We start from the raw sequence: 20,979 nt of genomic DNA, 5'->3' as shown, positions 1-20,979 counted from the left end.
TACGGGCCGGAGACACACGGGCAAGACAGTTCGACGGGTTTAAGTCCGACATCCCACTTCGTTCAACAGAGACAGGCGCAGCCTGTTTCACTGACCCGTAGGAGCACTCCTGCGTACTACGGAGGTGAACGATGGCAGATTCGGATATTCAAACAGCAGTCACTCGCGCACTCGAGGACGCACCCGATCGGAACTTCACCGAGACGGTCGACCTCGCGATTAACCTGCGCGATCTCGACCTGAACGAACCGTCGAACCGTGTCGATGAGTCGGTCGTCCTGCCGTCCGGAACCGGCCAAGAGACCAAGATCGTCGTCATCGCCGAGGGCGAGACCGCAGTCCGCGCCGAGGAGGTCGCGGACGAGGTACTCTCGGAGAGCGACGTGGCCGATCTGGACGACGACGAGGCCAAAGACCTCGCGGACGAGACTCAGTTCTTCATCGCCGAGGAAGCGATGATGCAAGATATCGCTCGACACCTGGGTACCGTCCTGGGTCCTCGAGGGAAGATGCCGGACCCGCTCGGTCCCGACGACGACGTCGTCGAGACCGTCAACCGGCTCAAAAACACCGTGCAGATCCGTTCCCGGGACCGCCGCACGTTCCACACGCGTGTCGGTGCCGAGGATATGGACGCCGAGGACATCTCGGACAACATCGACGTGATCCTCCGGCGCCTGCACGCCGACCTCGAGAAGGGTCCCCAGAACATCGACTCCGTCTTCGTGAAGACGACGATGGGCCCGTCCGTGGAGGTGGCCTAAAATGAGCGCGGAGGCCGAACGCAAGACCCAGAACCTTCCCCAGTGGAAGAAAGAGGAAGTCGGCGAGCTCAGCGACCTCATCGAGAGCTACGAGAGCGTCGGCATCGTCGGCATCGCCGGCATCCCGAGCAAGCAGCTCCAGGACATGCGCCGTGACCTGCACGGCACCGCCGAGTTGCGGGTGAGCCGTAACACCCTGCAGGTCCGCGCGCTCGAGGAGGCCGACCTCGATGACCTCGTCGAACACATCGAGGGACAGGTCGGACTCGTCGGCACGAACGACAACCCGTTCGCGCTCTACAAGGAGCTCGAGGCGTCGAAGACCCCCGCCCCGATCAACGAGGGCGAGGTCGCGCCCAACGACATCGTGATCCCCGAAGGGGACACCGGTGTCGATCCGGGGCCGTTCGTCGGCGAGCTCCAGAGCGTCGGCGCAAACGCCCGGATCCAGGACGGCTCGATCAAGGTCATGGAGGACTCGACCGTCCTCGAGGCCGGCGAGGAGGTTACCGCCGACCTCGCGAACGTCCTCAACGAGCTGGGTATCGAGCCCAAGGAAGTCGGGCTCGACCTTCGCGCCGTCGTGGCCGAGGGTACCCTCTTCGACCCCGAGGACCTCGACATCGACGTCGAGGCCTACGAGAGCGACATCCAGGCGGCGGCCGCCGGCGCCCGGAACCTCTCGATCAACGCGAGCTACCCGACCGAGGCGACGGCGCCGACCCTCATCGCCAAGGCCACGGGCGAGGCCAAGAGCCTCGGCCTGCAGGCCGCGATCGAGGACGAAGCGCTCATGCCCGACCTCGTCGGCAAGGCCGACGCGCAGCTTCGCGCGCTCGCGGCCCAGATCGACGACGAGGAGGCCCTGCCCGAGGAACTGCAGGGCGTCGAGGCACCCGCCGAGTCCGCGTCGGCTGACGACGCGGACGAGGACGACGAATCGGCAGACGACCAGGAAGCCGAGGCCGACGAGGCCGACACCGACGACGATGACAACGACGAGGACGGCGGTGGCGGCGAAGGGCTCGGCGCGATGTTCGGATAACTAACTCGAGGTAACTACAATGGAATACGTTTACGCTGCACTCATCCTGAACGAGACGGACGAAGAGATCAACGAAGACAACCTGACGAACGTGCTCGACGCCGCCGGCGTCGACGTCGAGGAGTCCCGTGTCAAGGCGCTCGTCGCCGCGCTCGAGGACGTCGACATCGACGACGCGGTTTCGGAAGCCGCTGCCGTCCCCGCCGCTGGCGGCGCCGCCGCGGGTGGCGCTGCAGCCGACGAGGGCGCAGCCGACGAGGAAGCCGACGAGGCCGACGAGGCCGAAGCGGAAGAAGAAGACGACGACGACGACGAAGACGAGGAAGCCGGCGGCGAGGGCCTCGGCGAGCTCTTCGGCTAAGTCGCGACGCGACGATTTCGACCGATCCCGTATTTTTTGCGCGACCAACGTACAGCGGTAGCTCCGCGTATCCGATCGATACTCGAGTTTAAATCCGAAGCCGGGGCCAACGACGGCGATGGTCGAGCTCGTCGGAGATCCGGGGCTGGCGCTACACCTGCTCGCCTGGATCCTCGCCGGCTCGGCGCTGGGCACGCTGAGCGGGCTCGTGCCCGGACTCCACGCCAACAACTTCGCGCTGTTGCTCGCCGGGATCGCCCCCGCGGTTCCCGGGCCGCCGCTGTTCGTCGGCGCGGGGATGCTCGCGGCCGGCGTCGTCCACACCTTTCTGAACGCCGTGCCCGCGATGGCGCTCGGCGTTCCCGACGCCGAGATGGCCGTCACCGCGCTGCCGGGCCACCGGATGGTGCTCGCGGGGCGAGGGTACGAGGCGATCCGCCTCTCGGCGCTGGGGAGTCTGCTCGCCGTGCTCGTCGCGATTCCGCTCGCGGTACCGATCACCTGGGGCGTGACCGCGGCGTACCCGACGATCAGGAGCAACCTCTCGGTGCTGCTCGCGGCGATCGTCGTCGCGCTGATCGCCTCCGAGCGAACCTGGCGCGGACGAGCCGGCGGCGCGCTCTCCTTTACGCTCGCGGCGCTCCTCGGGGCGGCGACGCTCGACCTCTCGCCGGACGCACCCCTCGAGGCTGGAGGCACACTCGCGCCGCTGTTCGCGGGGCTGTTCGGCGCGCCCGTGCTGATCGACGCGATCCGGGGCAGCGGGATCCCGCCCCAGGAGTCGGCGACGATCGCGATGCCGCGCTGGCTCGTCGGCGCGACCGCGGTCGCCGGCGCCGTCGCGGGCGCAGTCGTCGGCTACCTGCCGGGGATCTCCGCCGCGATCGCCGCCGTCGCAGTGCTCGTGTTCGTCCCCGGCGACGCGGGCGATCGGGGGTACATCGTCGCCACCAGCGGAGTCGACACCGCGAACACGATCTTCGCACTGTTTGCCCTGCTCGCGATCGGTCAGCCCCGAACTGGCGTGATGGTCGCCTTCGAGAATGTCGGCGCGCCCCTCGAGCTTCCCGTCCTGCTGTCGGGGGTGCTCATCGCCGGCGTGATCGGCTTCGTCGTCGTGATCACGGCCGGTGATGCCTATCTCGAGCTCGTCGGCCAGACGGAGTACTGGAAGATCTCGGCGGCGGTTCTCGGCCTGCTGGTCGTTCTCTCCTATCTCTTCACCGGCCTTCTCGGGATCCTGGTCTTCGTCGTCGCAGCGGCGATCGGGATGGTCCCCGTTCGGCTCCGGGCCAGACGGGTCCACCTGATGGGGGTGCTGATCGGTCCGCTGATGCTCGGCGTCTAACGGTCAGCAACGGTGCGACGTAACGTCGAACCGTCGACCAGGTACGTTTCCGGCTATGTAAGTTATTAATAGTTAGGTATGGTGTCGTACGACTCGAACGCTCATGGTTGATGCTACTATCGACGTCCTGTACCGCGGTGGACTCGAGTGCGACCAGAACTACATGATCGAGGGACAGACGCTCGCCAGTCACGACGAGCCGAACCCGGACCTCGACTACGATGAGATTCCGGTCTGGAACCTCGTCATCGACCATCCGGAGGGGACGATCCTCTGGGACACCGGCTCACACCACGACGCGCTGAACGGCCACTGGCCCGAGGGGCTCACACAGGCGTTTTACCCCTACGACGCACACGAGCACCGCCTCGACGACGACCTCGAGGAGGCCGGCTACGACCTCGACGACATCGACGCAGTCTTCCAGACCCACCTGCACCTGGACCACGCCGGGGGCCTCGAGTTCTTCGACGGTACCGACGTCCCGGTCTACGTCCACGAGCGGGAGCTCAAGTTCGCCTACTACAGCGCCAAAACGGACGAGGGCAGCAGCGCGTACATCCTCGAGGACTTCGATCACGACCTGAACTGGCAGGTCCTCCACCGCGACAGCGAGCAGCACTTCGAGGACGTCGAGTTCGTCCGGCTCCCGGGTCATACGCCGGGGCTGACCGGAACCGTGATCCACCTCGACGACGAGGGAACGATCGTCTTCACCGGCGATCAGGTGTACCAGGCGCCGAACTACGAGGACGAGGCGCCGCTGGGCGCCGGCCTGCTCTGGGGGAAGACCGAGTGGTTCGACAGCCTCCAGCGGATCAAGGAGATCGAGCGCCGTCACGACGCGGCGGTCGTCTACGGGCACGACTCGGATCAGTTCGCCGAGATCGAGGACGGCTGGGGACGATGACGACGGGTTATGAGCGCTCGGTCTCCGCTCCCGAGCACGAACTCCGGCCGGAAACCGTCTGGCACCTCCAGATGCCACAGATTCGGTGTGGTCGCGACGCAATCGAGGAGCTGGCGTTCCAGCTGACGGATCTCGGCGTCGACACCGACGACGATCCCCACGGTCTCGTCGTCACCGACGAGGACCTGGTCGAGATCGGCCACGTCGATCGAGTGACGGATCACCTCGAGGACGCGGGTTACGACGTCACCGTCTGGGACGGCGCGGAACGCGAGCCCTCGATCGAGAACGTCGACGGCTGTATCGAGTTCGTCCGCGAGAACGAGGGCGAGGCGGGGTACGACTTCTACGTCGGCTTCGGCGGCGGGAGCTGTATCGACGTGGCGAAGGCGACCCGGGCGGTGATCGCCAACGGCGGCCAGGTACTCGATTACATCGCCGAACCGACGGGCGAGGGAGAGGCGCTGACCGACTCGGGGCCGCCGCTGGTGCTCGTGCCGACGACGGCCGGGACGGGAGCGGAGATCTCACCCGTCGCCATCCTCTCCGTCGAGGAGAAGGAGATCAAGGAGGGGATCTCGAGCAACCACGTGCGGGCCGACGCGGCGCTCCTCGATCCGACGTTCACGACGACGCTGCCGCCGGACGTTACGGGAAAGACGGCGATGGACGCGCTGGGCCACGCCATCGAGGGGTACACGACCCATCCGTTCGACGGGCTCCTGCGAGCCTCGGATCCCGACTCCCGGCCCGTCTACGCCGGCCGAACCGAACTCACCGAGATGTTCTCGGAGAAGGCGATCGAACTGCTGTCGAGCAACGTCCGGACGGCCGTCCACAACGGGGACGATCTCGAGGCCCGGGAGGCGATGCTCAGGGGAGCCCTGTTCGGCGCGATCGCGGGACTGACCGCCGGCGCGAGCCTCTGTCACGCGATGGCCTACCCCGTCGGAAACCGGTACCACACCTATCACGGCGAGACGATCGCCGTGCTAACGCCCGCGAGCACGCTCGGCTACAACGCCGCGAGCGATCCCGAACGGTTCGCCGAGGTCGCCGACATGCTCGGCGCCGACACCGACGGCGTCGGGACGCGGGAGGCGGCCGATCTGGCCAGATCGGAGTACGTCCGGCTCCAGCAGGACCTGAACGTCATCCCGAGCGGGCTCGCCGAACTCGCCGACGTTACGGAGGACGATGTCGATTGGCTGGCGAATCAGACGGTCGAAACCCAACAGCGGCTGTTGCGGTGTAACCCCCGACCAGTGACGAAAGACGACGCCGCCGACATCTTCCGGGACGCGCTGCACAACTGGGAGTGACGTCTCCGATCTGCCTCACGGTTCCCACGACACTCGAGCCGCGACGAGTTCCTCGACCCGTTCGCTCGAGACCCGGTTCGTCGTCTCCCCGCCCTCCTTGAGCGCCGTACCGACGACGACGCCGTCGGCGCCGGCTGCGAGACAGTCGCCGACCGTCTCCGGGTTCACGCCGCTGCCGACGAGGACCGGTACCTCGATCTCGCGTTCTGAAAGCGTCTCGGCGACTCGCTCGACGTCCTCGAGGGCCGTCTCCGTGCCCGTCCCGGATCCTGAGACGATCACGCCGTCGGCACAGCCCCGCTCGGCGGTCTCGAGAGCGGCCCGTCGGATGTCGTCCTCGCCAACTGGGACTGCGTGTTTGACGTGGACGTCCGCGAGGACGGCGACGTCGGCGTCGATCCGCTCGCGGAGACGCACGGTCTCGTGAGCTCGGCCCTCGAGGACGCCCTGATCCGTGGCGGCGGTTCCGACGTGGACGTTGACCCGGACGAAGTCGGCGCCGACGGCAGCAGCGACCGACAGCGCGGCGTCGGCGTCGTTGCGGAGCACGTTGATCCCCACCGGGACGTCGACCGCGTCGGTCAGCGCTGCGGCGATAGCGGTCAGCTCCGCCACGGTGTGAGTCGGCACGTCCTCGGGGTAGAACGGGGCGTCCCCGAAGTTCTCGACGACGATCCCGTCGATCCCGCCGGCCTCGAGCCGTCGGGCGTCCTCGAGCGCTCGCTCGCGGATCGCCTCGCGTCCGGCGTCCGCGTCGTACCCCGGTGCGCCGGGTAGCGGAAGGAGGTGCACCATCCCGAGGGCGGGACGGGAGGCGTCGAACCGCTCGAGGAAGTCGCTGGTCATACCGAAACTGGTCTCGCGATCGGAATAAGCGGTCCGTTCTCCCGTCTCACACCGGCAAGCGCGTCGGCCTCCGGGGCGGTTAACCCTCGAGAGGCGTAACTCCAGCCGATGTCAGAGCTGTTCTCGACGCTGTCGCTGCGCGATCTGGAGGTACCGAACCGGCTCGCCGTCTCGCCGATGTGCCAGTACTCCTGTGAGCCCGACGGGCTGGCGACCGAGTGGCACCGGGTCCACCTCGGCAGCCGCGCCGTCGGCGGCGCGGGAATCGTGATGACCGAGGCGACGGCCGTCGAACCCCGCGGGCGGATCACGCCCGCCGACCTGGGGATCTGGAGCGACGAGCACGCCGAGGCGCTCGAGCCGATCACCGAGTTCGTCCGCTCGCAGGGTGGCGTGCCTGCGATCCAGCTCGCCCACGCGGGCCACAAGGCGAGCAAGACCCGGCCCTGGGAGGGCAACGTTCCGATCCGACCCGAGGAGGACGACGAGGCCTGGGAGGTGCTCTCGCCCTCTCCCTCGGGCTACCCGCCGTTCGATGGCGACGACCCCTCAATTCGGAGGGCGACCCACGACGATATCGAGGACGTGATCGACGCCTACCGAACTGCGGCCGAGCGCTCGCTGTCGGCCGGCTTCGAGATCGCCGAGGTCCACGCGGCCCACGGCTATCTGCTCCACGAGTTCCTCTCGCCGGCGACGAACCGCCGCGAGGACGAGTACGGCGGGAGCTTCGAGAACCGCACGCGGCTCGTCCGCGAGGTGACCGCGGCCGTCCGGGAGGTCTGGCCCGACGACAAGCCCGTGTTCGTTCGGATCTCGGGCACCGACTGGCTCGACGATCGGCCGTCGTGGGATCTCGAGCAATCCGTTCGGCTGGCCGGGGAACTCGAGGAGCTCGGCGCCGACCTGATCGACGTCAGTTCGGGCGGGCTCCATCCCGACCAGAACCCGTCCGGCGGGCCGAACTTCCAGGTCCCCCTCGCCGAACGGATTCGGGCGGAGACCGGGATCGCCGTCGGCGCGGTCGGCGGAATCACCGAACCCGAGCAGGCCGATGCGATCGTTCGGAACGGCCGCGCGGATCTCGCCCTCGTCGGTCGGGAGTTCCTGCGCGATCCGTACTTCGGGCTCCGGGCCGCCGACGAACTGGCGGACGAGCCCGAGTCCTGGCCGATCCAGTACCGGCGGGCCGTCGAGTAGTTCGAGCCGGCTCGAGTTCCGACCCCGATCGGACCGTTCCCGATTTCCGGGCGCCACCGACAACGTTCTGTTTCTCCGATACCAAGGAGGTGTTATGACGCGAGCGACACGGCGAACGGTGCTGAAGGCTGCAGGTGCATCCCTTCTCGTAACGACGACTGCCGGCTGTTTCGGGGGAAACGGCGACGACGACGATGACGACGGCGGCGCTGAGGAGACCGACGACGGCTACGAGATCGAGCCCGGGACGACGATCCTGTTCGAGGGACGAACGAGCGGCTGGGTCGGTCTCGAGCCCGAGGCGATCGCGGAGGAACAGAACCCGACGTTGATCCTTCAGGAAGGCGAGGAGTACGAAATCGGCTGGCCGGAGGGTGACGGGAGCCGACACAACATCGAGATCTGGGACGAGGACGGCGACGTCGTCGAGGACTACGAGACCGACCTCACTGACGATCCCGGTGACGACCAGATCCTCGCGATCACGGCCACTGAAGAGATGGCGGCCTACCGCTGTCGTCCCCACGGTAGTATGGAAGGCGAGATCCGCGTCGAGTAATCCACCACGGACGAAACACGGCGCTCGTTCTATTCGATCGTTCCGAGCGAATCGACCGGTCCGGACGTGGACGGTTCGAGACAGTCGGCTCCCGCCGACGGCGAGCGGATGAGATCTCAGTCGTCGGTCGTCGAAAGCCCCGTTTCCTCGCGAGGGCCGCTCTCGATCCGGAACCCGTCCTCGCGGGGCGAGTGAACGCGATGGGGGTAGGGGATCGAGATGTCTTCCCGATCGAACGCGTCCGCAACGGCCTCGATGACCGCGGTACGGGCGTCGTGGGTGCGGCGTTTCGTCGGATTGCTGATCCAGACGTGACACTCGAGCAGGATCGAGGAGTCGCCGAACGCCTTCGTGACGACCTGGGGGTTCGGCGAGTCCTTGACGATCTCGCAGTCCTCGACGGCCTCGACGATGATCCCTCGAGCCCGCGAGACGTCGGTGTCGTAGTCGACGCCGACCTCGACCTCGACCCGGAGCTGGTTGTTCCGCGAGTAGTTCGTTAGCTGGCTGCTCGTGACCTCGTCGTTGGGGACGAGGACGTGTTTGTCGTCGAACGTCTGGATCTTGGTGGTGAAGATGGTGACGTCGGTGACGATCCCGGTCGTCTCGTTGACTTCGATCCAGTCGCCGACGTGGAACGGCCGGGAGAACAGCAGGACGAAGCCCGCGAGCATCGCCGCCAGCGTCTCGCGGGCGGTCAGTGCGACGATCGCCGTGATCGCGCCCGCACCGAGGAAGATGTTCGTGAGGTTGATCCCCCACAGCGAGAGGATCACCGTCGCCGCCGCGGCGATGATCGCGACGTCGGCGACGTGGTGGGCGACCTCGCTCTGGTGTTTCGTGACCGCGCTCTTCTCGGCGAGCGCGTCGATCGACCGGTTGACGAAGCGGATCGCCAGATACGCCGTGGCCGCGATCCCGAGCGTGGTGATCTGCTGGGCGGCCTCCCACCGGTCGATCGTCGCCGACTCGAGGGTGAACTCGAGGACGAACAGCACCTCCCAGATCGCACTGAAGCTGTAGACGACGATCGCGACGACGAGTCCCAGAATAAGAAGCGACACTACCTCGCCGAGCTTCGGCCCGTACCGACGACGGAGCGAGTCGTAGACACGGGAGGCGCTCGCGGCGCCGAACAGGATCAGGATGACGAGCAGGGTCGTTGCGAGCAGCTTCGGACCGAGCGTATCGAGGTACGTCTCCTGAATCCACTCGACGGCGTCGGGCTGGAGCACCAGCTCGAGCGGAAACGACGACGGGAAGCTGGTGGGATCGACGGGCATGCGAACGGAGTCTGTCAGACGAACGGTGATCCGGGCAAGAAGCTCTTGTGGTCCGACGGCGATCGAATCGTCCCGTGTCGTTCGCCGACGGGTTCGGTCCTACTCGTCGTCGGTCCACTTGATCGAGCAACCCTGGGAGGGCTGCCACTCGAGGTCGACGTCCTCGTCGGCGAGGACGCTCTCGATGGCCTCGCGGATATGGAATCGAGTCGGCTCGTCCTCGGGGTTCAACGCGTCGTCGAGTCGACCCTGGTAGACCAGCCGGAAGGCGCCATCCTCGTGACTGAACAGGAACGGATCCGGCGTACAGACCGCGCCGTACTCGCGAGCGACGTCCTGGCTCTCGTCCCGCAGGTAAGCGTCGTACGCGATCCGGCCGTCGTCGACGTACTCGCGCATCTTCTCGAGGGAGTCCTCGGGGTACTCCTCGGCGTCGTTGGGGTTGATCCCGACGACCGAGACCGCGTCGTACTCGTCGGCCAGCTCGTTCAGCAGGTCGAACTTCGCCTCCGCGTACGGACAGTGGTTGCAGGTGAAGACGACCAGCAGGGCCTCGCTATCGGCGAAATCGTCGAGGGTGTGCGTCCCGCCGTCGGCGCCCTCGAGTTCGAAGTCGGGTGCGGTGTCGCCGGCCTCGAGTTCGGAGTCGGACTGGAGTGCCATACTCGCACGTAACAGCCATTTGCCCTTATAGGATACGCCGTCTGCCGTCGAGTCGCCGTCGCCGCGCCGGAACCGACCGTCTTCTCGCGAACGCCGCGTTCCCTACGTTATAGTATTCTATACTGAACCACCAGGAATATATTTGTACCAGCGGGATGACTGGTTCGGTATGAAGACACTCGAGGTAACCGACGACCAGTACGCGATCGTCCAGCAGCTACGCGAGGAGATCGGAGACCACGTCGTCGGCAAGTACGGCCACGTCCGAGAACGCGACGCCGTGCAGTTCCTGATCGACAACCTCCACGACGAGCTCGAGCTCGAGCCCGGAACCGCGGGCGACGACGTGGAGGTAAGCGAGGACGTCACCGACGGCGACGCGGACATGCAGACGGTCTCGTACGACGAGGCGGAGTCGGTCGAGGAGGGACGCGACGCCGAATCCTCCGAGAGCCAAGAGACCTCCGCCGTCGACGCCGACGAACCGGTCGCCAACCGGGGAGCAGACAGGCCAGGTACTTCCTCTGACGACGGGCTCGCGGGAACGCCAGGCGTGCCGGCTGACGGCGAGTCCAACGACGGGCACGACTCCGACCCGCTCGACGACGGGACGGACGGTGACGACGACCCCGAACCGGTCGGCGACGGCACGGACGGCACCGCCGACGACGACGAGATGTTAGACGAGATGATGAACCTCCTCCGGACCCACGCCGACAAGTGGGAGGAGGCGTCGTCGGGCGACGCAAGGTACGCGGTTACGCTCCCGGACGGCTCCGTCGAGACGGTCCAGACGAAAGACGACGTTCGTGCGCTGCTGTTCAAGAACTATCGGAGCCGTTGAGAGTCGGTGCGTCCCGTTCGTGGATCAGCGGCCAGCGTGACCGATCCTGGCCGCTCGAGTGCGAGCGGTGAGGAACTCGTTTCGACGACGACGATTCCGGTAGAGCGACGACCCCGCCGAACCGGTCGGGATTCGCCGAACGCAAAAAACCGGGGATGGACAACGTTTTACTTCGCCCTCGCGCTTGGGAGGGATATGAGCGAACGCGAGGTGCTCGAGTTGCTCCGTGAGAACGCGCGGTACTCGGCCGACGACATCGCGCGAATGACCGATCTCGACGAGCGCGAGGTCGAGGAGACCATCCAGGTGCTCGAGGCAGCGGGCGTAGTTCGTGGCTACCAGGCCGTCGTCGATTGGGACAAACTCGAGGACGAGCGCGTGCGGGCCGAGGTCGAACTCAACGTCCACCTCGATCGCGAGACCGGCTACGGCGAGATCGCAGAGCGCCTCGCACGGTTCCCCGAGGTGACCGCCCTGCGGCTGGTCAGCGGGGACTACGACTTCGACATGGAGGTCGAGGGCGACTCGATCCGGGAGGTCTCGCAGTTCGTCAGCGAGAAGGTCGCCCCGGTCCCCGAGATCACCCAGACGGTCACCCACTACGTGATGACCTCCTACAAGGAGAACGGGATCGAGTTCGGCGACGGCGAGGAAGACGACCGGCTCTCGTTCTCGCCATGACGTTCGAACTCTCCGAGCGGGTCCAGGAGGTGCCACCCTCGGGTATCCGCCGGTTCTTCGAGATCGCCGAGGAGCGCGACGACGTCATCTCGCTCGGGGTCGGCGAGCCCGACTTCTCGACGCCGTGGGCGGCCCGCGACGCCGCCATCGCTTCCCTCGAGCGAGGGCGGACCTCCTACACCGCAAACCGCGGGACGAGGGAGCTCCGCGAGGCCATCGCCGACTACGCCGACGATCGGTTCGACCTCGAGTACGACCCCGCCGAGGAGATCCTCGTCACCGCGGGCGCGAGCGAGGCCGTCGACCTGGCGTTCCGGGCGTTCGTCGACCCTGGCGACACCGTCGCGGTCGCCCAGCCCTCCTACATCTCCTACGAGCCCGGCGTGATCTTCGCCGGCGGCGAGGTGCTGTCGGTGCCGACGACCGAGGCCGACGAGTTCCGGCTCACCGTTGACGCCCTCGACGCAGCGGGCGCTGACGAGGCCGACGTCCTCGTGCTCTGTTACCCGAACAACCCGACGGGTGCGATCATGCGTAAGGAGGATCTCGAGCCGATCGCCGAGTTCGTCCGCGAGCACGACATGACGGTCCTGTCCGACGAGATCTACGCCGAGTTGACCTACGGCGGCGACGGCGAGGACGGCGTCGATCACACGTCGATCGCGACCCTGCCCGGGATGCGCGAGCGCACCGTCGTATTCAACGGGTTCTCGAAGGCCCACGCCATGACCGGGCTCCGGCTGGGGTACGCGCTCGGCCCGAGCGAGGCGATCGGTGCGATGAACAAGATCCACCAGTACACGATGCTGTCGGCGCCGACGACCGCCCAGCACGCCGCCCTCGAGGCCCTCGAGTCCTGCGAGAGCGACGTCCGTGACATGGTCGACCAGTACGATCGTCGACGTCGGTTCGTCCTCTCCCGGTTCCGGGAGATCGGAATGGACGTCTTCGAGGCCAAGGGTGCCTTCTACTGCTTCCCCGAGGTGCCAGAGGGGTGGACCGCCGAGGAGTTCGCCGAGGGAGTCCTCCGCGAGGAAGGCGTCGCCGTCGTCCCCGGCGACGTCTTCGGGCCCGGCGGAGAGGGCCACCTGCGGATCTCGTATGCGACGGGGCTCGAGGACCTCCGGAAGGCCCTGGCCCGCATCGAGGCGTTCGTCGAGAACAACGTCTAAGCTCCAGAACCTTCTTTTCCGCCGCCGACGCGGTCGTTCGTATGGCCGACTACCGTCCGATCCCGGATGAGCGGGAGATCTTCCACGAGTACCGCAGCTACGCGTTCAGACCCGAGGGGGGCGTTCCAGCGTACGACCCCGACGAGCACGAGACGGTTCGGGACACGCGGGGCGCCCGTCGTGGCATCTTCGCCGAGGGCGACGACCGACCCCGAACCGTTTGTCGACACTACTGGCTCGAGGCCCGCGTCCGCGGCGACACTCATCCGACGGCCGGGCTGGCGTCAGTCGCGACACCCCCGGAGTTCCGCCACGAGGGAAACGTCCGCGAGCTCCTGGCTGGCTCGCTCGCGGAGTACCGCGACCGTGGCGACCGCCTCTCGATCCTCTGGCCGTTCCAGTATCGCTTCTACCGCAAGTACGGCTGGGAGACCGCCAACCGGATCGTCACCCACGCCGCGCCGCCCGGCGTCTTCTCGTTCGCCAGAGGCGCCGACGACGGCTCGTTCCGTCGCCTCGCGGCCGACGAGTATCCCGTCCTCGAGCCCGTCTACGACGCCGCCGCGGAGGGACTGGCGATCGAGAGAGACGAGGCGTGGTGGCGCCACCGGATCTTCGCGGGCCACGATACGGACCCGTTCGTTTACGTCTACGAGCGCGACGGCGAGCCTGCGGGCTACCTCGTCTACCGGATCGACCGCGAGGACGGCGTGCGGACGATGCGCGTTTCGGAGCTCGCCGCGGTCGATCGCGAAGCGCTGCTCGCGCTGTTTGCCTTCTGTGCCGACCACGACTCCCAGGTCGAGCGCATCGAGCTACGGGTCTCCGAAACCGTCCCCGTTCGGGAACTCGCGCGCGATCCCGACGAGATCGAGACGACCGTCGAGAACGGCCCGATGGTCCGGATCGTCGACGTCGCCGTGGGGCTTCCCGCGCTGACGGCGAGCGAGGCCGACGCCGAACTCGAGATTGAGGTCGCGGACCCGCTGGCCGACCCGAACGACGATCGGTTCGTCCTCGAGACGACCGACGGAGCGGCGACCTGCGAGCGAGCCGACGATCGGGACGGCGAGCCCGACGCGAGCCTGGACATCGGCGCGCTCTCGCAGCTCGCGGTCGGCGCGCGATCCGCGAGCGCGCTCGAGCGAACGGGTCGGCTCGAGGCTGCCACCGAGACGGTGGCGGCGCTCGAGGAGCTCTACCCCGAGGACGACGTCTACCTCGGCCACCACTTCTAGAACCGGCGCGGAACGACCTGTCCCCAGACGTGTTTCTCCAGGAGTCTGACCGTCATCGGCTCCTCGACTTCGATACAACAGGAGAGCCGCGGATAGCCGAATCGAACGGCGGCAGCGTCGTGCCAGTGGACCGGTTCCGGTGCGGGATCGACCTCGACGGTACACGTCGAACAGAGTCCTCGGCCGCCGCAGTTGGCGTACTGCGAGACCGTTCCGTACACCGGGAAGTCGCGCTCGAGCAACGCCCGCCGGAGGTTCATCCCGGGTTCGACCTCGATCCTCGTCTCCTCGTCTCCGGCGACGACCCGCACCGGAATTCCCTCGGCCATGAGTTTCGGTACGTTCCCACACCACGTGGTTCTACTGGACGACGAATCGAGAAGGAGGTGCTGCAGCGAGGCGTTCCGTTTTCCGTCGTTACCCCACCCACTCGCTCACGGCTGACGCCGTTCGCTCCTTGAGTAGAGCCTCCTGGTTCCAAGACGTCGTCAGACCGCGTCTGACAGCCTGTCGAGGTACCCTCGACAAACGCGCTTCGTAGGACTCGAAGTGGTTTCGGTGGGGAGGGCAGTCTTCACGGGCGTTGACGAGAGCGGCGCTCTCGTCCGCCATCAGCATCGCACGGCGATTCTGAGGACGGTGATTCGGAGCGTCCCGTCCTACGTGCTCGATACCGCAAGAGAGAGCGTTCCGATCCCTATCTGCCCTAAACGACGTTCCGTTCGATCCGCTCACGCTCGGTCCCGAACCGGTCGCTCGAGAGCGCCCCGATATCGACCAGCGAGGCCTCGCCGTCGTCGATCAGTTCGGCGACGAGCTGCCCGGTTGCCGGCGCGTGCTGGAAGCCATGGCCCGAAAAGCCCGCGGCCGTGATCAGGCCGGGGACCGTCTCCTCGAGGACGGCGTTGTCGTCGGGGGTGACGGCGTACAGCCCCGCCCATCCCTGCTTGATCCGGGAGTCGGGTCCGAAGTAGGTCGCCCACTCGGAAGCGGTCTCGAGGACGTCGGCGGCCCAGTCGAAGTCGATACCCCGGTCGTAGCCGTCCGGATCCCGGTCGGGGTCCGGTCCCCCGAGGTGGCCTCCGACCAGCGCCTCGCCGTCGCGCTCCGGTCGGAAGTAGGTGCCCGTCTCGAGGTCGACCGTCAGCGGGTCGGTCTCGGGGACCGGCGACTCGGGATCGACGACGACCATCTGGCGGCGCCTGGGCGCGATCGGCAGGTCGACGTCGGCCATCGCGGCGACCCGACGCGCCCACGGCCCCGCGGCGTTGACGACGTGCTCGGCCTCGAGACGGCCGTCGGGCGTCTCGACGCCGACGACGCGACCGTCCCCGTCCTCGCGCAGGACGTCCGTGACGGGCGTTCCCGTCCTGACGTCGACGCCCGCGTCGGCGGCCGCGCGGGCGTAGGCCTGCAACGCGAGGTGTGGATCCGCGAAGCCGTCGGTCGGGGAGTACGTCGCCGCGACGAACCTGTCGGAATCGATCCCCGGACAGCGCTCGCGGGCGGCCTCGGGCCCGAGCACCTCGCTCGGCACCCCTCGCTCGTTCTGCATCTCGACGGCCGTCTCGAGGGCCGCGGCGGTTTCGTCGGTGCGCGCGAGAAACAGGTAGCCGTTCGTCCGGTAGTCGATGTCGACCCCGAACCGGTCCTCGAACTCCCTCCAGACGGCCATGCTCGCGACCGAGAGCTCGACGTTCGTCGGGGTCGAGAACTGTGCACGGATCCCGCCTGCGGCCCGCTCCGTGCTGCCGCTCCCGATCGACCCCTTCTCGCAGACGACGACCTCGAGCCCGCGCTCGGCGAGTTCGAGCGCGCTCGAGAGCCCCACGATCCCACCACCGACGACGACAGTGCGCATACGGGGTACGTTGGCACGGGACGGGATAAGCGTTCGTCGTCAGTCTCGGAACCTGGTCGGCGAGAGCCGACTGCGGTACCCGGGGTCGGCGTCACCCTCGAGAATCTCGCAGACGACGTCGGCGACCGCGGGTGCCAGCGTGATCCCCTGCCCGCTCAGTCCGACTGCGACGAGATAGCCTCCGACCTCGGTCTCGCCGACGAGCGGTCGGCCGTCGGGCGTGACCGTCCGGTAGCCGACCCAGTCGTCGACGACCGTCGCGTCCTCGAGGCCGGGGACGAACGCCTCGAGCTCCCGCGCGGAGTCGCGAAACGACGCGGAGAGCGAGCGGTCCGCGAGGTCGTACCGCTGGCCCTCGGTGTAGTCGGTCCGGTAGGCGCCGAGCCAGGCGCCCGCCTCGGTAGGCCGGACGTACCGCTTGGACTCGAAGATCGCCGTCGGCCCCTCGAGAGGGTCGGTCGTCTCGACCGCGAGCATCGGCCCGCGAGTGTGACACAGCGGGAGTTCGAGCCCGACGGCCTCGTTCAGCTGCGGCGCCCACGGTCCGGTCGCGTTGATCACCCGATCGGCCGCGAGCCGCCCCTCGCTCGTTTCGACGGCCGTCACGGCGCCGTCACGGGTCTCGACGTCGGTGACCGAGACTCCGGTCCGGACGTTGGCACCTGCCGCTCGCGCGCGGTCGGCGAACAGGGTCGCCACGGCTGCGGGATCGCAGACCCGATCTTCGGGCGTGTAGAGCCCACCCTCGAGGCCGTCGGGCTCGATCCCCAGTCCGACGAGTTCGTCGGGCTCGAGAAACGAGGCGTCGATCCCGGCCTCGCGAAGCGTCCTCGCGGAGTCCGCGAGACGGTCGGCGAACGCCGCGCTCTCGGCGACGTAGACGATGCCGATCTGATCGGTCTCGAGACCGTCCTTGCGGAGCTCGCGGTAGCGCTCGTGGGCCCGTTCTCGGATCCGGAGATCGAACGGATCGGGGTCGACGACGGTCCGCATCAGCAGCCCTGCGGAGGCGGCCGTCGTTTCCTCGCCGATTTCGGCTCGTTCGAGCAGCGTGACCTCGCGATCGGTCGGGCCGAGGCGGGCGGCGATCGCGGTGCCGACGATCCCGCCGCCGACGATGACGGTGTGCATACGCCCTCTTGGCGGGCCGGGAATACAGTCGTTTCCCGTCGCGCTCGCGTCACTGATACGGTCTGCTGTAACGATTTGCCCGCGCAACCGCGACCCGTCCGACGGTTGTGCGGGCAACGGCCTACAGCAGTCCGTATGAAGTGGGGGCCCGACGATAGTCGACCCATGGTACGCGTGCTTTCCGATACGGACGTGGCGTCGGTGCTCGAGCTCGAGGACCTCCTGCCGGTGCTGGGCGAGGCCTTCGAGAGACAGTACGCGGGCGAGGTCGAGCGACCGGAGCGACCCCACTACCCGATCGGGACGGGGCTCGATCCCGACGCGCCGACGGAGCCCACTGGGACGGGACTGTGTATGCCCGCGTACATCCACGGCGAGCCCTACGCCGCCACGAAGCTTGCGACGGTCTGTCCGGACAACCCCGAGCGCGGGCTGCCGACGGTCACGGCCCAGCTGGCGCTCACCGACGCCGAGACCGGCCAGCCGCTGTCGTACATGGCCGCGAACCGGATCACCAGCGCCCGAACGGGCTGTATCGGCGGGCTCGCCGCCCGCGAGCTGGCGGCCGAGGGACCGATCGAGCTGGGGGTACTCGGCGCGGGGACGCAGGCCCGCTGGCAGACGCGGGCGATCGCGGCCGCCGTCGGCTCCCGGCTCGAGTCGATCCGGGTGTACTCGCCGAGCGACTCGAAGGTCGCCTGCGCCGAGGAGCTCGAGGCCGAACTCGGCGTTCCGGCGAGTGCTGTCGGGACGCCCCGCGAGGCCGTAGCGGAGTCGTCGGTCGTCGTGACGGCGACGACGAGCACCGAACCGGTGTTCCCGGGAGAGGCGCTTTCGGCGGGGACGCTGGTCGTCGCGGTGGGGGCCTACACGCCCGAGATGCGAGAGCTGGACGCGACGACGGTCGACCGCGCGGCGACGATCGTCGCCGACGTCCCCGAGGAGGCGGCCGAGACGGGCGATCTGCGCGAACACGGCGACCGGGAGCTGGTGGCTCTCGGTGGCGTCCTCGCGGGGGAGTTCGATCGGGAGTCGCCCGACGATATCGTCGTCGCCGCGAGCGTCGGCTCCGCGGTGCTCGACGCCGCGACAGCGGGGTTCGTCTACGATCGGGCGCTCGAGGACGAGCTCGGAACCGAGACCGCGCTATAGGCCCCACGTGGCAGGTGCGGCCGCGGAACTCAAATCCCCCCGTCCCTAACGGTTTTTCTGTATCGATGATCGGAATCCGAACCTGTTCGCCTTGGGACCGCGGCTGGGGGCGAGACCGACGGGGGGATCGGTCGTGACGGTTCGCTCGGTCCCGTTCGCCGATCGGATCGCCGACGGCGTCTTCGCGCTCGACCCGTCGTTCCAGTTCACGTATCTCAACGACGAGGCGGCGGCGCTGTTCGACGCCTCGAGGGAGGAGCTGCTGGGTCGGTCCGTTCGGGAGGGGATTCCCGCGACCCTCGAGAGTCAGTTCCCCGAGGCGTTCTACCAGGCGGTCGACGACGACCTCCCGACGACGTTCGAGTTCTACCACCACGAGCGCGAGGCGCGGTTCGAACTTCGAGCGTACCCCTCCGAGGAGGGGCTCTCCGCGTTCATCCTCGAGCTCGATGACCGACGGCGAAGCGTCAACCACCACGCCGCGGTCATCGAGGCGATCGACGACGGCGTCGTCACGATCGACGGAAACCGGCGGGTCGTCGCCGTCAACGAGGCCATGACCGAGTTTCTGGGTACCGACCGCGGCTCGCTCGTCGGCGAGCGCGTCGAGGCGCTGACCGAACTCGCCGGGATCCCCGAGGACGACTGCGAGGCGATCCGCCGCGGGATCGGCGACGTCGAGTCGGGGCTGGCCCGACAGCGCCGGTTCGAGCTCCCGGTCACCGACGGCGACGGGAGCGAGCGGATCGGCGAACTGCGGGTCGTCCCGGTCCGGGACGGAGCCGCAACCGTCGCGGCAGTCGTCAGGGACGTCACCGATCGCCGAGAGTACGAACGGGTCGTCGAATCCCTCCACGAGGTGACCCGGTGGCTCCTTGAGGCCGACGACCCCGAGGAGATCTGTGCCGTCGCCGTCCGCGCCGGCAGCGATCTGCTCGGCCTGCCGATCAGCGGCGTCTGGCTGCTCGAGGAGGAGCAGGGCTACCTCGAACCGGTCGCCGGGACGGCCGAGGCGTACGACGAGTTCGGCGGGTTCCCCCGGTTTCGTCCGGGCGAGGGGATCGTCTGGGACGTGTTCGAGGACGGCAGAATCGAGCGCTTCGACGATCTCCGAACCGTCGACGACCTGTACAACCCCGACACGCCGCTACGATCGGAGATCATCGCGCCGATCGGGACTCACGGCGTGCTCATGACCGGCTCGTTCGAACCGGAGGCGTTCGACGAGACCGACGTCGAGTTGCTCTCGACGCTCGTCGAGAACACTCGGGCCGCGCTCGACCGAACCGACAGGGAACGGGTGCTCCGCGAGCGAACCGAGCGAATCGAACGTCAGACCGAACGGTTAGAGGAGATCGCGCGGATCCTTTCGGGGGATCTGCAACACCAGCTCGAGCAGGTGGTCTCGATCTTCGACGCTGACGACGACCGGGAGCTCCCGCTGGCCGAATCCGAGATCGAGGCCTCCCTCGAGCGAACCGATCGGCTCGTCGACGACGTTCGCGAACTCGCCCGCGAGGCCTCCGCCGTCGGCGCGCGGTCCCGGATCGATCTGGGGGCCGCGATCGAGGCGGCGATCGCGTCCTCCGGGCTCGAGGCGGACGCGGTCACCCTCGAGGAGCCGGCGACGCTCCGGGCCGACCGCGAGCGGTTCGGCCACCTCCTCGAGTCGGCGTTCGACGAGATCGCGACACGAGCCGACGGCTCGGAGGTGACGGTCGAGATCGGACTGCTCGAGGCGGCGTCGCGCGGACTCGTCGTCCGTGACGACGCGACCGATCCCGAAGACCGGGTCGGCGACGCCCGCGGGCTCGAGCTGGCGGTCCTCGAGGCGATCGCCCGCGCTCACGGCTGGCGACCCGCGATCGATCGCGACGAGCGAGGCCGAAGACGGATCGAACTCGCGGGGATCGCGACCCTCGAGTGTAGCGAGGAACGCGATCAGTCAGGGGCCGACGAGACGTCCCGATAGAGCCGCCGGTTGTGGTCCCGCTCGAGAAGCTGCGAGCGCGTCTCGTTGACCCTGGTGCGAAGAACTGCGATCCGATCCTCGAGTTCGGCGTACTCCTGGCTCGACTGGAGTTCGGCCTCGCTGAGCCGTCCGTCGAGCGTCGCCTTCTTCGAGACGAGTTCGAAGTACGCGCCGAGCTGCTCGTCGTAGGTGCGTCGCAACAGCAGGTTCTCGACACTGCGCCGGAGGTCACCCCGCGAGACCGGTTTGAGAAGGTAGTCGTCGAACGCCGCGTCGTCGGAGTCGACGGCGGGTTCGGTCCCCGTGACGGCCACGACCTTGCTGTCGAACTCGTCGGCGCTGATCGCATCGCGCAGTTCGTCGGTCGGTCCGTTCGGCAGTCGGCGACGGTCGACGACGACGACGTCGAACTCCCCGTCGACGACCGCACGGACCGCCGACTCGTCGCGGGCCGTCTCGACGCGATAGGCGTCCTCGAGCCAGGAGGCGTACAGCTCGGCGAGGTCGGGCTCGGCCTCGACGATCAGCACGGAGGGGGTGTCGGTATCCATCTGGTGAACGCACCTGAAGCTATCAGTTTGTCGTAGCGTTCGGCCCGATCGTATATCAAGATACCGGGCCCGTCTC

21 protein-coding genes are annotated in these 20,979 nt (G+C 67.8%); 14 read left to right on the top strand and 7 right to left on the bottom strand.

What is annotated here, in order from left to right; translation table 11 throughout:
• Positions 1-131: 131 nt before the first annotated feature.
• The 6 genes from QA609_RS08825 to QA609_RS08800 all read left to right on the top strand — a co-directional run bounded on the left by QA609_RS08825 (position 132) and on the right by QA609_RS08800 (position 5,750).
• Positions 132-764, top strand: coding sequence for a 50S ribosomal protein L1 (locus QA609_RS08825; protein ID WP_278302229.1), 633 nt, complete (start codon positions 132-134; stop codon positions 762-764).
• Between the two features lies 1 nt (position 765).
• Positions 766-1,809 carry a 50S ribosomal protein L10 gene (locus QA609_RS08820; protein WP_278302228.1) on the top strand — a complete coding sequence of 348 codons (1,044 nt, stop codon included), beginning with the start codon at positions 766-768 and terminating at the stop codon, positions 1,807-1,809.
• A 19-nt stretch (positions 1,810-1,828) separates the two neighbouring features.
• Positions 1,829-2,170 (top strand): 50S ribosomal protein P1, encoded by a 342-nt coding sequence (gene rpl12p / locus QA609_RS08815; RefSeq protein WP_005555396.1) that lies wholly within the window; start codon positions 1,829-1,831, stop codon positions 2,168-2,170.
• Positions 2,171-2,288: 118 nt separating this feature from the next.
• Positions 2,289-3,518 carry a tripartite tricarboxylate transporter permease gene (locus QA609_RS08810; RefSeq protein WP_278302227.1) on the top strand — a complete coding sequence of 410 codons (1,230 nt, stop codon included), beginning with the start codon at positions 2,289-2,291 and terminating at the stop codon, positions 3,516-3,518.
• 103 nt (positions 3,519-3,621) lie between these two features.
• Entirely contained in the window at positions 3,622-4,428 is an 807-nt protein-coding gene (locus QA609_RS08805) for an N-acyl homoserine lactonase family protein (protein ID WP_278302226.1), read from the top strand.
• Positions 4,425-5,750: a hydroxyacid-oxoacid transhydrogenase gene (locus QA609_RS08800; protein ID WP_278302225.1), complete on the top strand. Its 1,326-nt coding sequence runs from the start codon at positions 4,425-4,427 to the stop codon at positions 5,748-5,750. Before QA609_RS08805 ends, QA609_RS08800 begins: the two co-directional genes overlap by 4 nt.
• Positions 5,751-5,765: 15 nt before the next feature.
• Here the strand turns inward: QA609_RS08800 and QA609_RS08795 are convergent, their stop codons facing one another.
• Entirely contained in the window at positions 5,766-6,596 is an 831-nt protein-coding gene (locus QA609_RS08795; RefSeq protein WP_278302224.1) for a BtpA/SgcQ family protein, read from the bottom strand.
• Positions 6,597-6,704: 108 nt separating this feature from the next.
• Between QA609_RS08795 and QA609_RS08790 the strand changes: the two genes are divergently transcribed.
• Positions 6,705-7,796 (top strand): NADH:flavin oxidoreductase/NADH oxidase, encoded by a 1,092-nt coding sequence (locus QA609_RS08790; protein ID WP_278302223.1) that lies wholly within the window; start codon positions 6,705-6,707, stop codon positions 7,794-7,796.
• Between the two features lie 94 nt (positions 7,797-7,890).
• On the top strand, positions 7,891-8,355 hold the full coding sequence (locus QA609_RS08785) for a hypothetical protein (protein ID WP_278302222.1): 465 nt from the start codon (positions 7,891-7,893) through the stop codon (positions 8,353-8,355).
• A gap of 116 nt (positions 8,356-8,471) precedes the next feature.
• Here the strand turns inward: QA609_RS08785 and QA609_RS08780 are convergent, their stop codons facing one another.
• On the bottom strand, positions 8,472-9,638 hold the full coding sequence (locus tag QA609_RS08780) for a mechanosensitive ion channel domain-containing protein (protein WP_278302221.1): 1,167 nt from the start codon (positions 9,636-9,638) through the stop codon (positions 8,472-8,474).
• A 99-nt stretch (positions 9,639-9,737) separates the two neighbouring features.
• Positions 9,738-10,301, bottom strand: a complete 564-nt coding sequence (locus tag QA609_RS08775) for a thioredoxin family protein (RefSeq protein WP_278302220.1) — start codon at positions 10,299-10,301, stop codon at positions 9,738-9,740.
• Positions 10,302-10,470: 169 nt separating this feature from the next.
• On the opposite strand from QA609_RS08775, the gene QA609_RS08770 reads away from it, so the two are divergent.
• The 4 genes from QA609_RS08770 to QA609_RS08755 all read left to right on the top strand — a co-directional run bounded on the left by QA609_RS08770 (position 10,471) and on the right by QA609_RS08755 (position 14,236).
• Entirely contained in the window at positions 10,471-11,145 is a 675-nt protein-coding gene (locus tag QA609_RS08770; RefSeq protein ID WP_278302219.1) for a hypothetical protein, read from the top strand.
• Positions 11,146-11,340: 195 nt separating this feature from the next.
• A complete protein-coding gene (locus QA609_RS08765; RefSeq protein WP_278302218.1) occupies positions 11,341-11,826 on the top strand; it encodes an Lrp/AsnC family transcriptional regulator in 486 nt (161 codons plus the stop codon).
• Entirely contained in the window at positions 11,823-12,998 is a 1,176-nt protein-coding gene (locus QA609_RS08760) for an aminotransferase class I/II-fold pyridoxal phosphate-dependent enzyme (protein ID WP_278302216.1), read from the top strand. Before QA609_RS08765 ends, QA609_RS08760 begins: the two co-directional genes overlap by 4 nt.
• A gap of 41 nt (positions 12,999-13,039) precedes the next feature.
• Positions 13,040-14,236, top strand: coding sequence for a GNAT family N-acetyltransferase (locus tag QA609_RS08755; RefSeq protein WP_278302214.1), 1,197 nt, complete (start codon positions 13,040-13,042; stop codon positions 14,234-14,236).
• Here the strand turns inward: QA609_RS08755 and QA609_RS08750 are convergent.
• From QA609_RS08750 to QA609_RS08740, 3 genes are all read right to left on the bottom strand, one after another.
• Entirely contained in the window at positions 14,233-14,565 is a 333-nt protein-coding gene (locus QA609_RS08750; RefSeq protein ID WP_278302212.1) for a 2Fe-2S iron-sulfur cluster binding domain-containing protein, read from the bottom strand. The two genes, QA609_RS08755 and QA609_RS08750, sit on opposite strands and share 4 nt — an antisense overlap.
• A 377-nt stretch (positions 14,566-14,942) precedes the next feature.
• Positions 14,943-16,097: an FAD-dependent oxidoreductase gene (locus tag QA609_RS08745; protein WP_278302211.1), complete on the bottom strand. Its 1,155-nt coding sequence runs from the start codon at positions 16,095-16,097 to the stop codon at positions 14,943-14,945.
• Positions 16,098-16,136: 39 nt separating this feature from the next.
• Entirely contained in the window at positions 16,137-17,228 is a 1,092-nt protein-coding gene (locus tag QA609_RS08740) for an FAD-dependent oxidoreductase (RefSeq protein ID WP_278302210.1), read from the bottom strand.
• A 165-nt stretch (positions 17,229-17,393) separates the two neighbouring features.
• Between QA609_RS08740 and QA609_RS08735 the strand changes: the two genes are divergently transcribed.
• Positions 17,394-18,380 (top strand): ornithine cyclodeaminase family protein, encoded by a 987-nt coding sequence (locus QA609_RS08735; RefSeq protein ID WP_278302209.1) that lies wholly within the window; start codon positions 17,394-17,396, stop codon positions 18,378-18,380.
• A 133-nt stretch (positions 18,381-18,513) separates the two neighbouring features.
• Positions 18,514-20,352 carry a PAS domain S-box protein gene (locus QA609_RS08730; RefSeq protein WP_278302208.1) on the top strand — a complete coding sequence of 613 codons (1,839 nt, stop codon included), beginning with the start codon at positions 18,514-18,516 and terminating at the stop codon, positions 20,350-20,352.
• Here the strand turns inward: QA609_RS08730 and QA609_RS08725 are convergent.
• On the bottom strand, positions 20,322-20,903 hold the full coding sequence (locus tag QA609_RS08725; RefSeq protein WP_278302207.1) for a HalX domain-containing protein: 582 nt from the start codon (positions 20,901-20,903) through the stop codon (positions 20,322-20,324). The two genes, QA609_RS08730 and QA609_RS08725, sit on opposite strands and share 31 nt — an antisense overlap.
• Between the last annotated feature and the right edge of the window lie 76 nt (positions 20,904-20,979).

This window comes from Natronococcus sp. A-GB7 (assembly GCF_029688865.1).
Taxonomy (GTDB): domain Archaea; phylum Halobacteriota; class Halobacteria; order Halobacteriales; family Natrialbaceae; genus Natronococcus.
The sequence above is the reverse complement of the archived record's forward strand: the minus strand, read 5'-3'. Positions and strand labels throughout refer to the sequence as shown.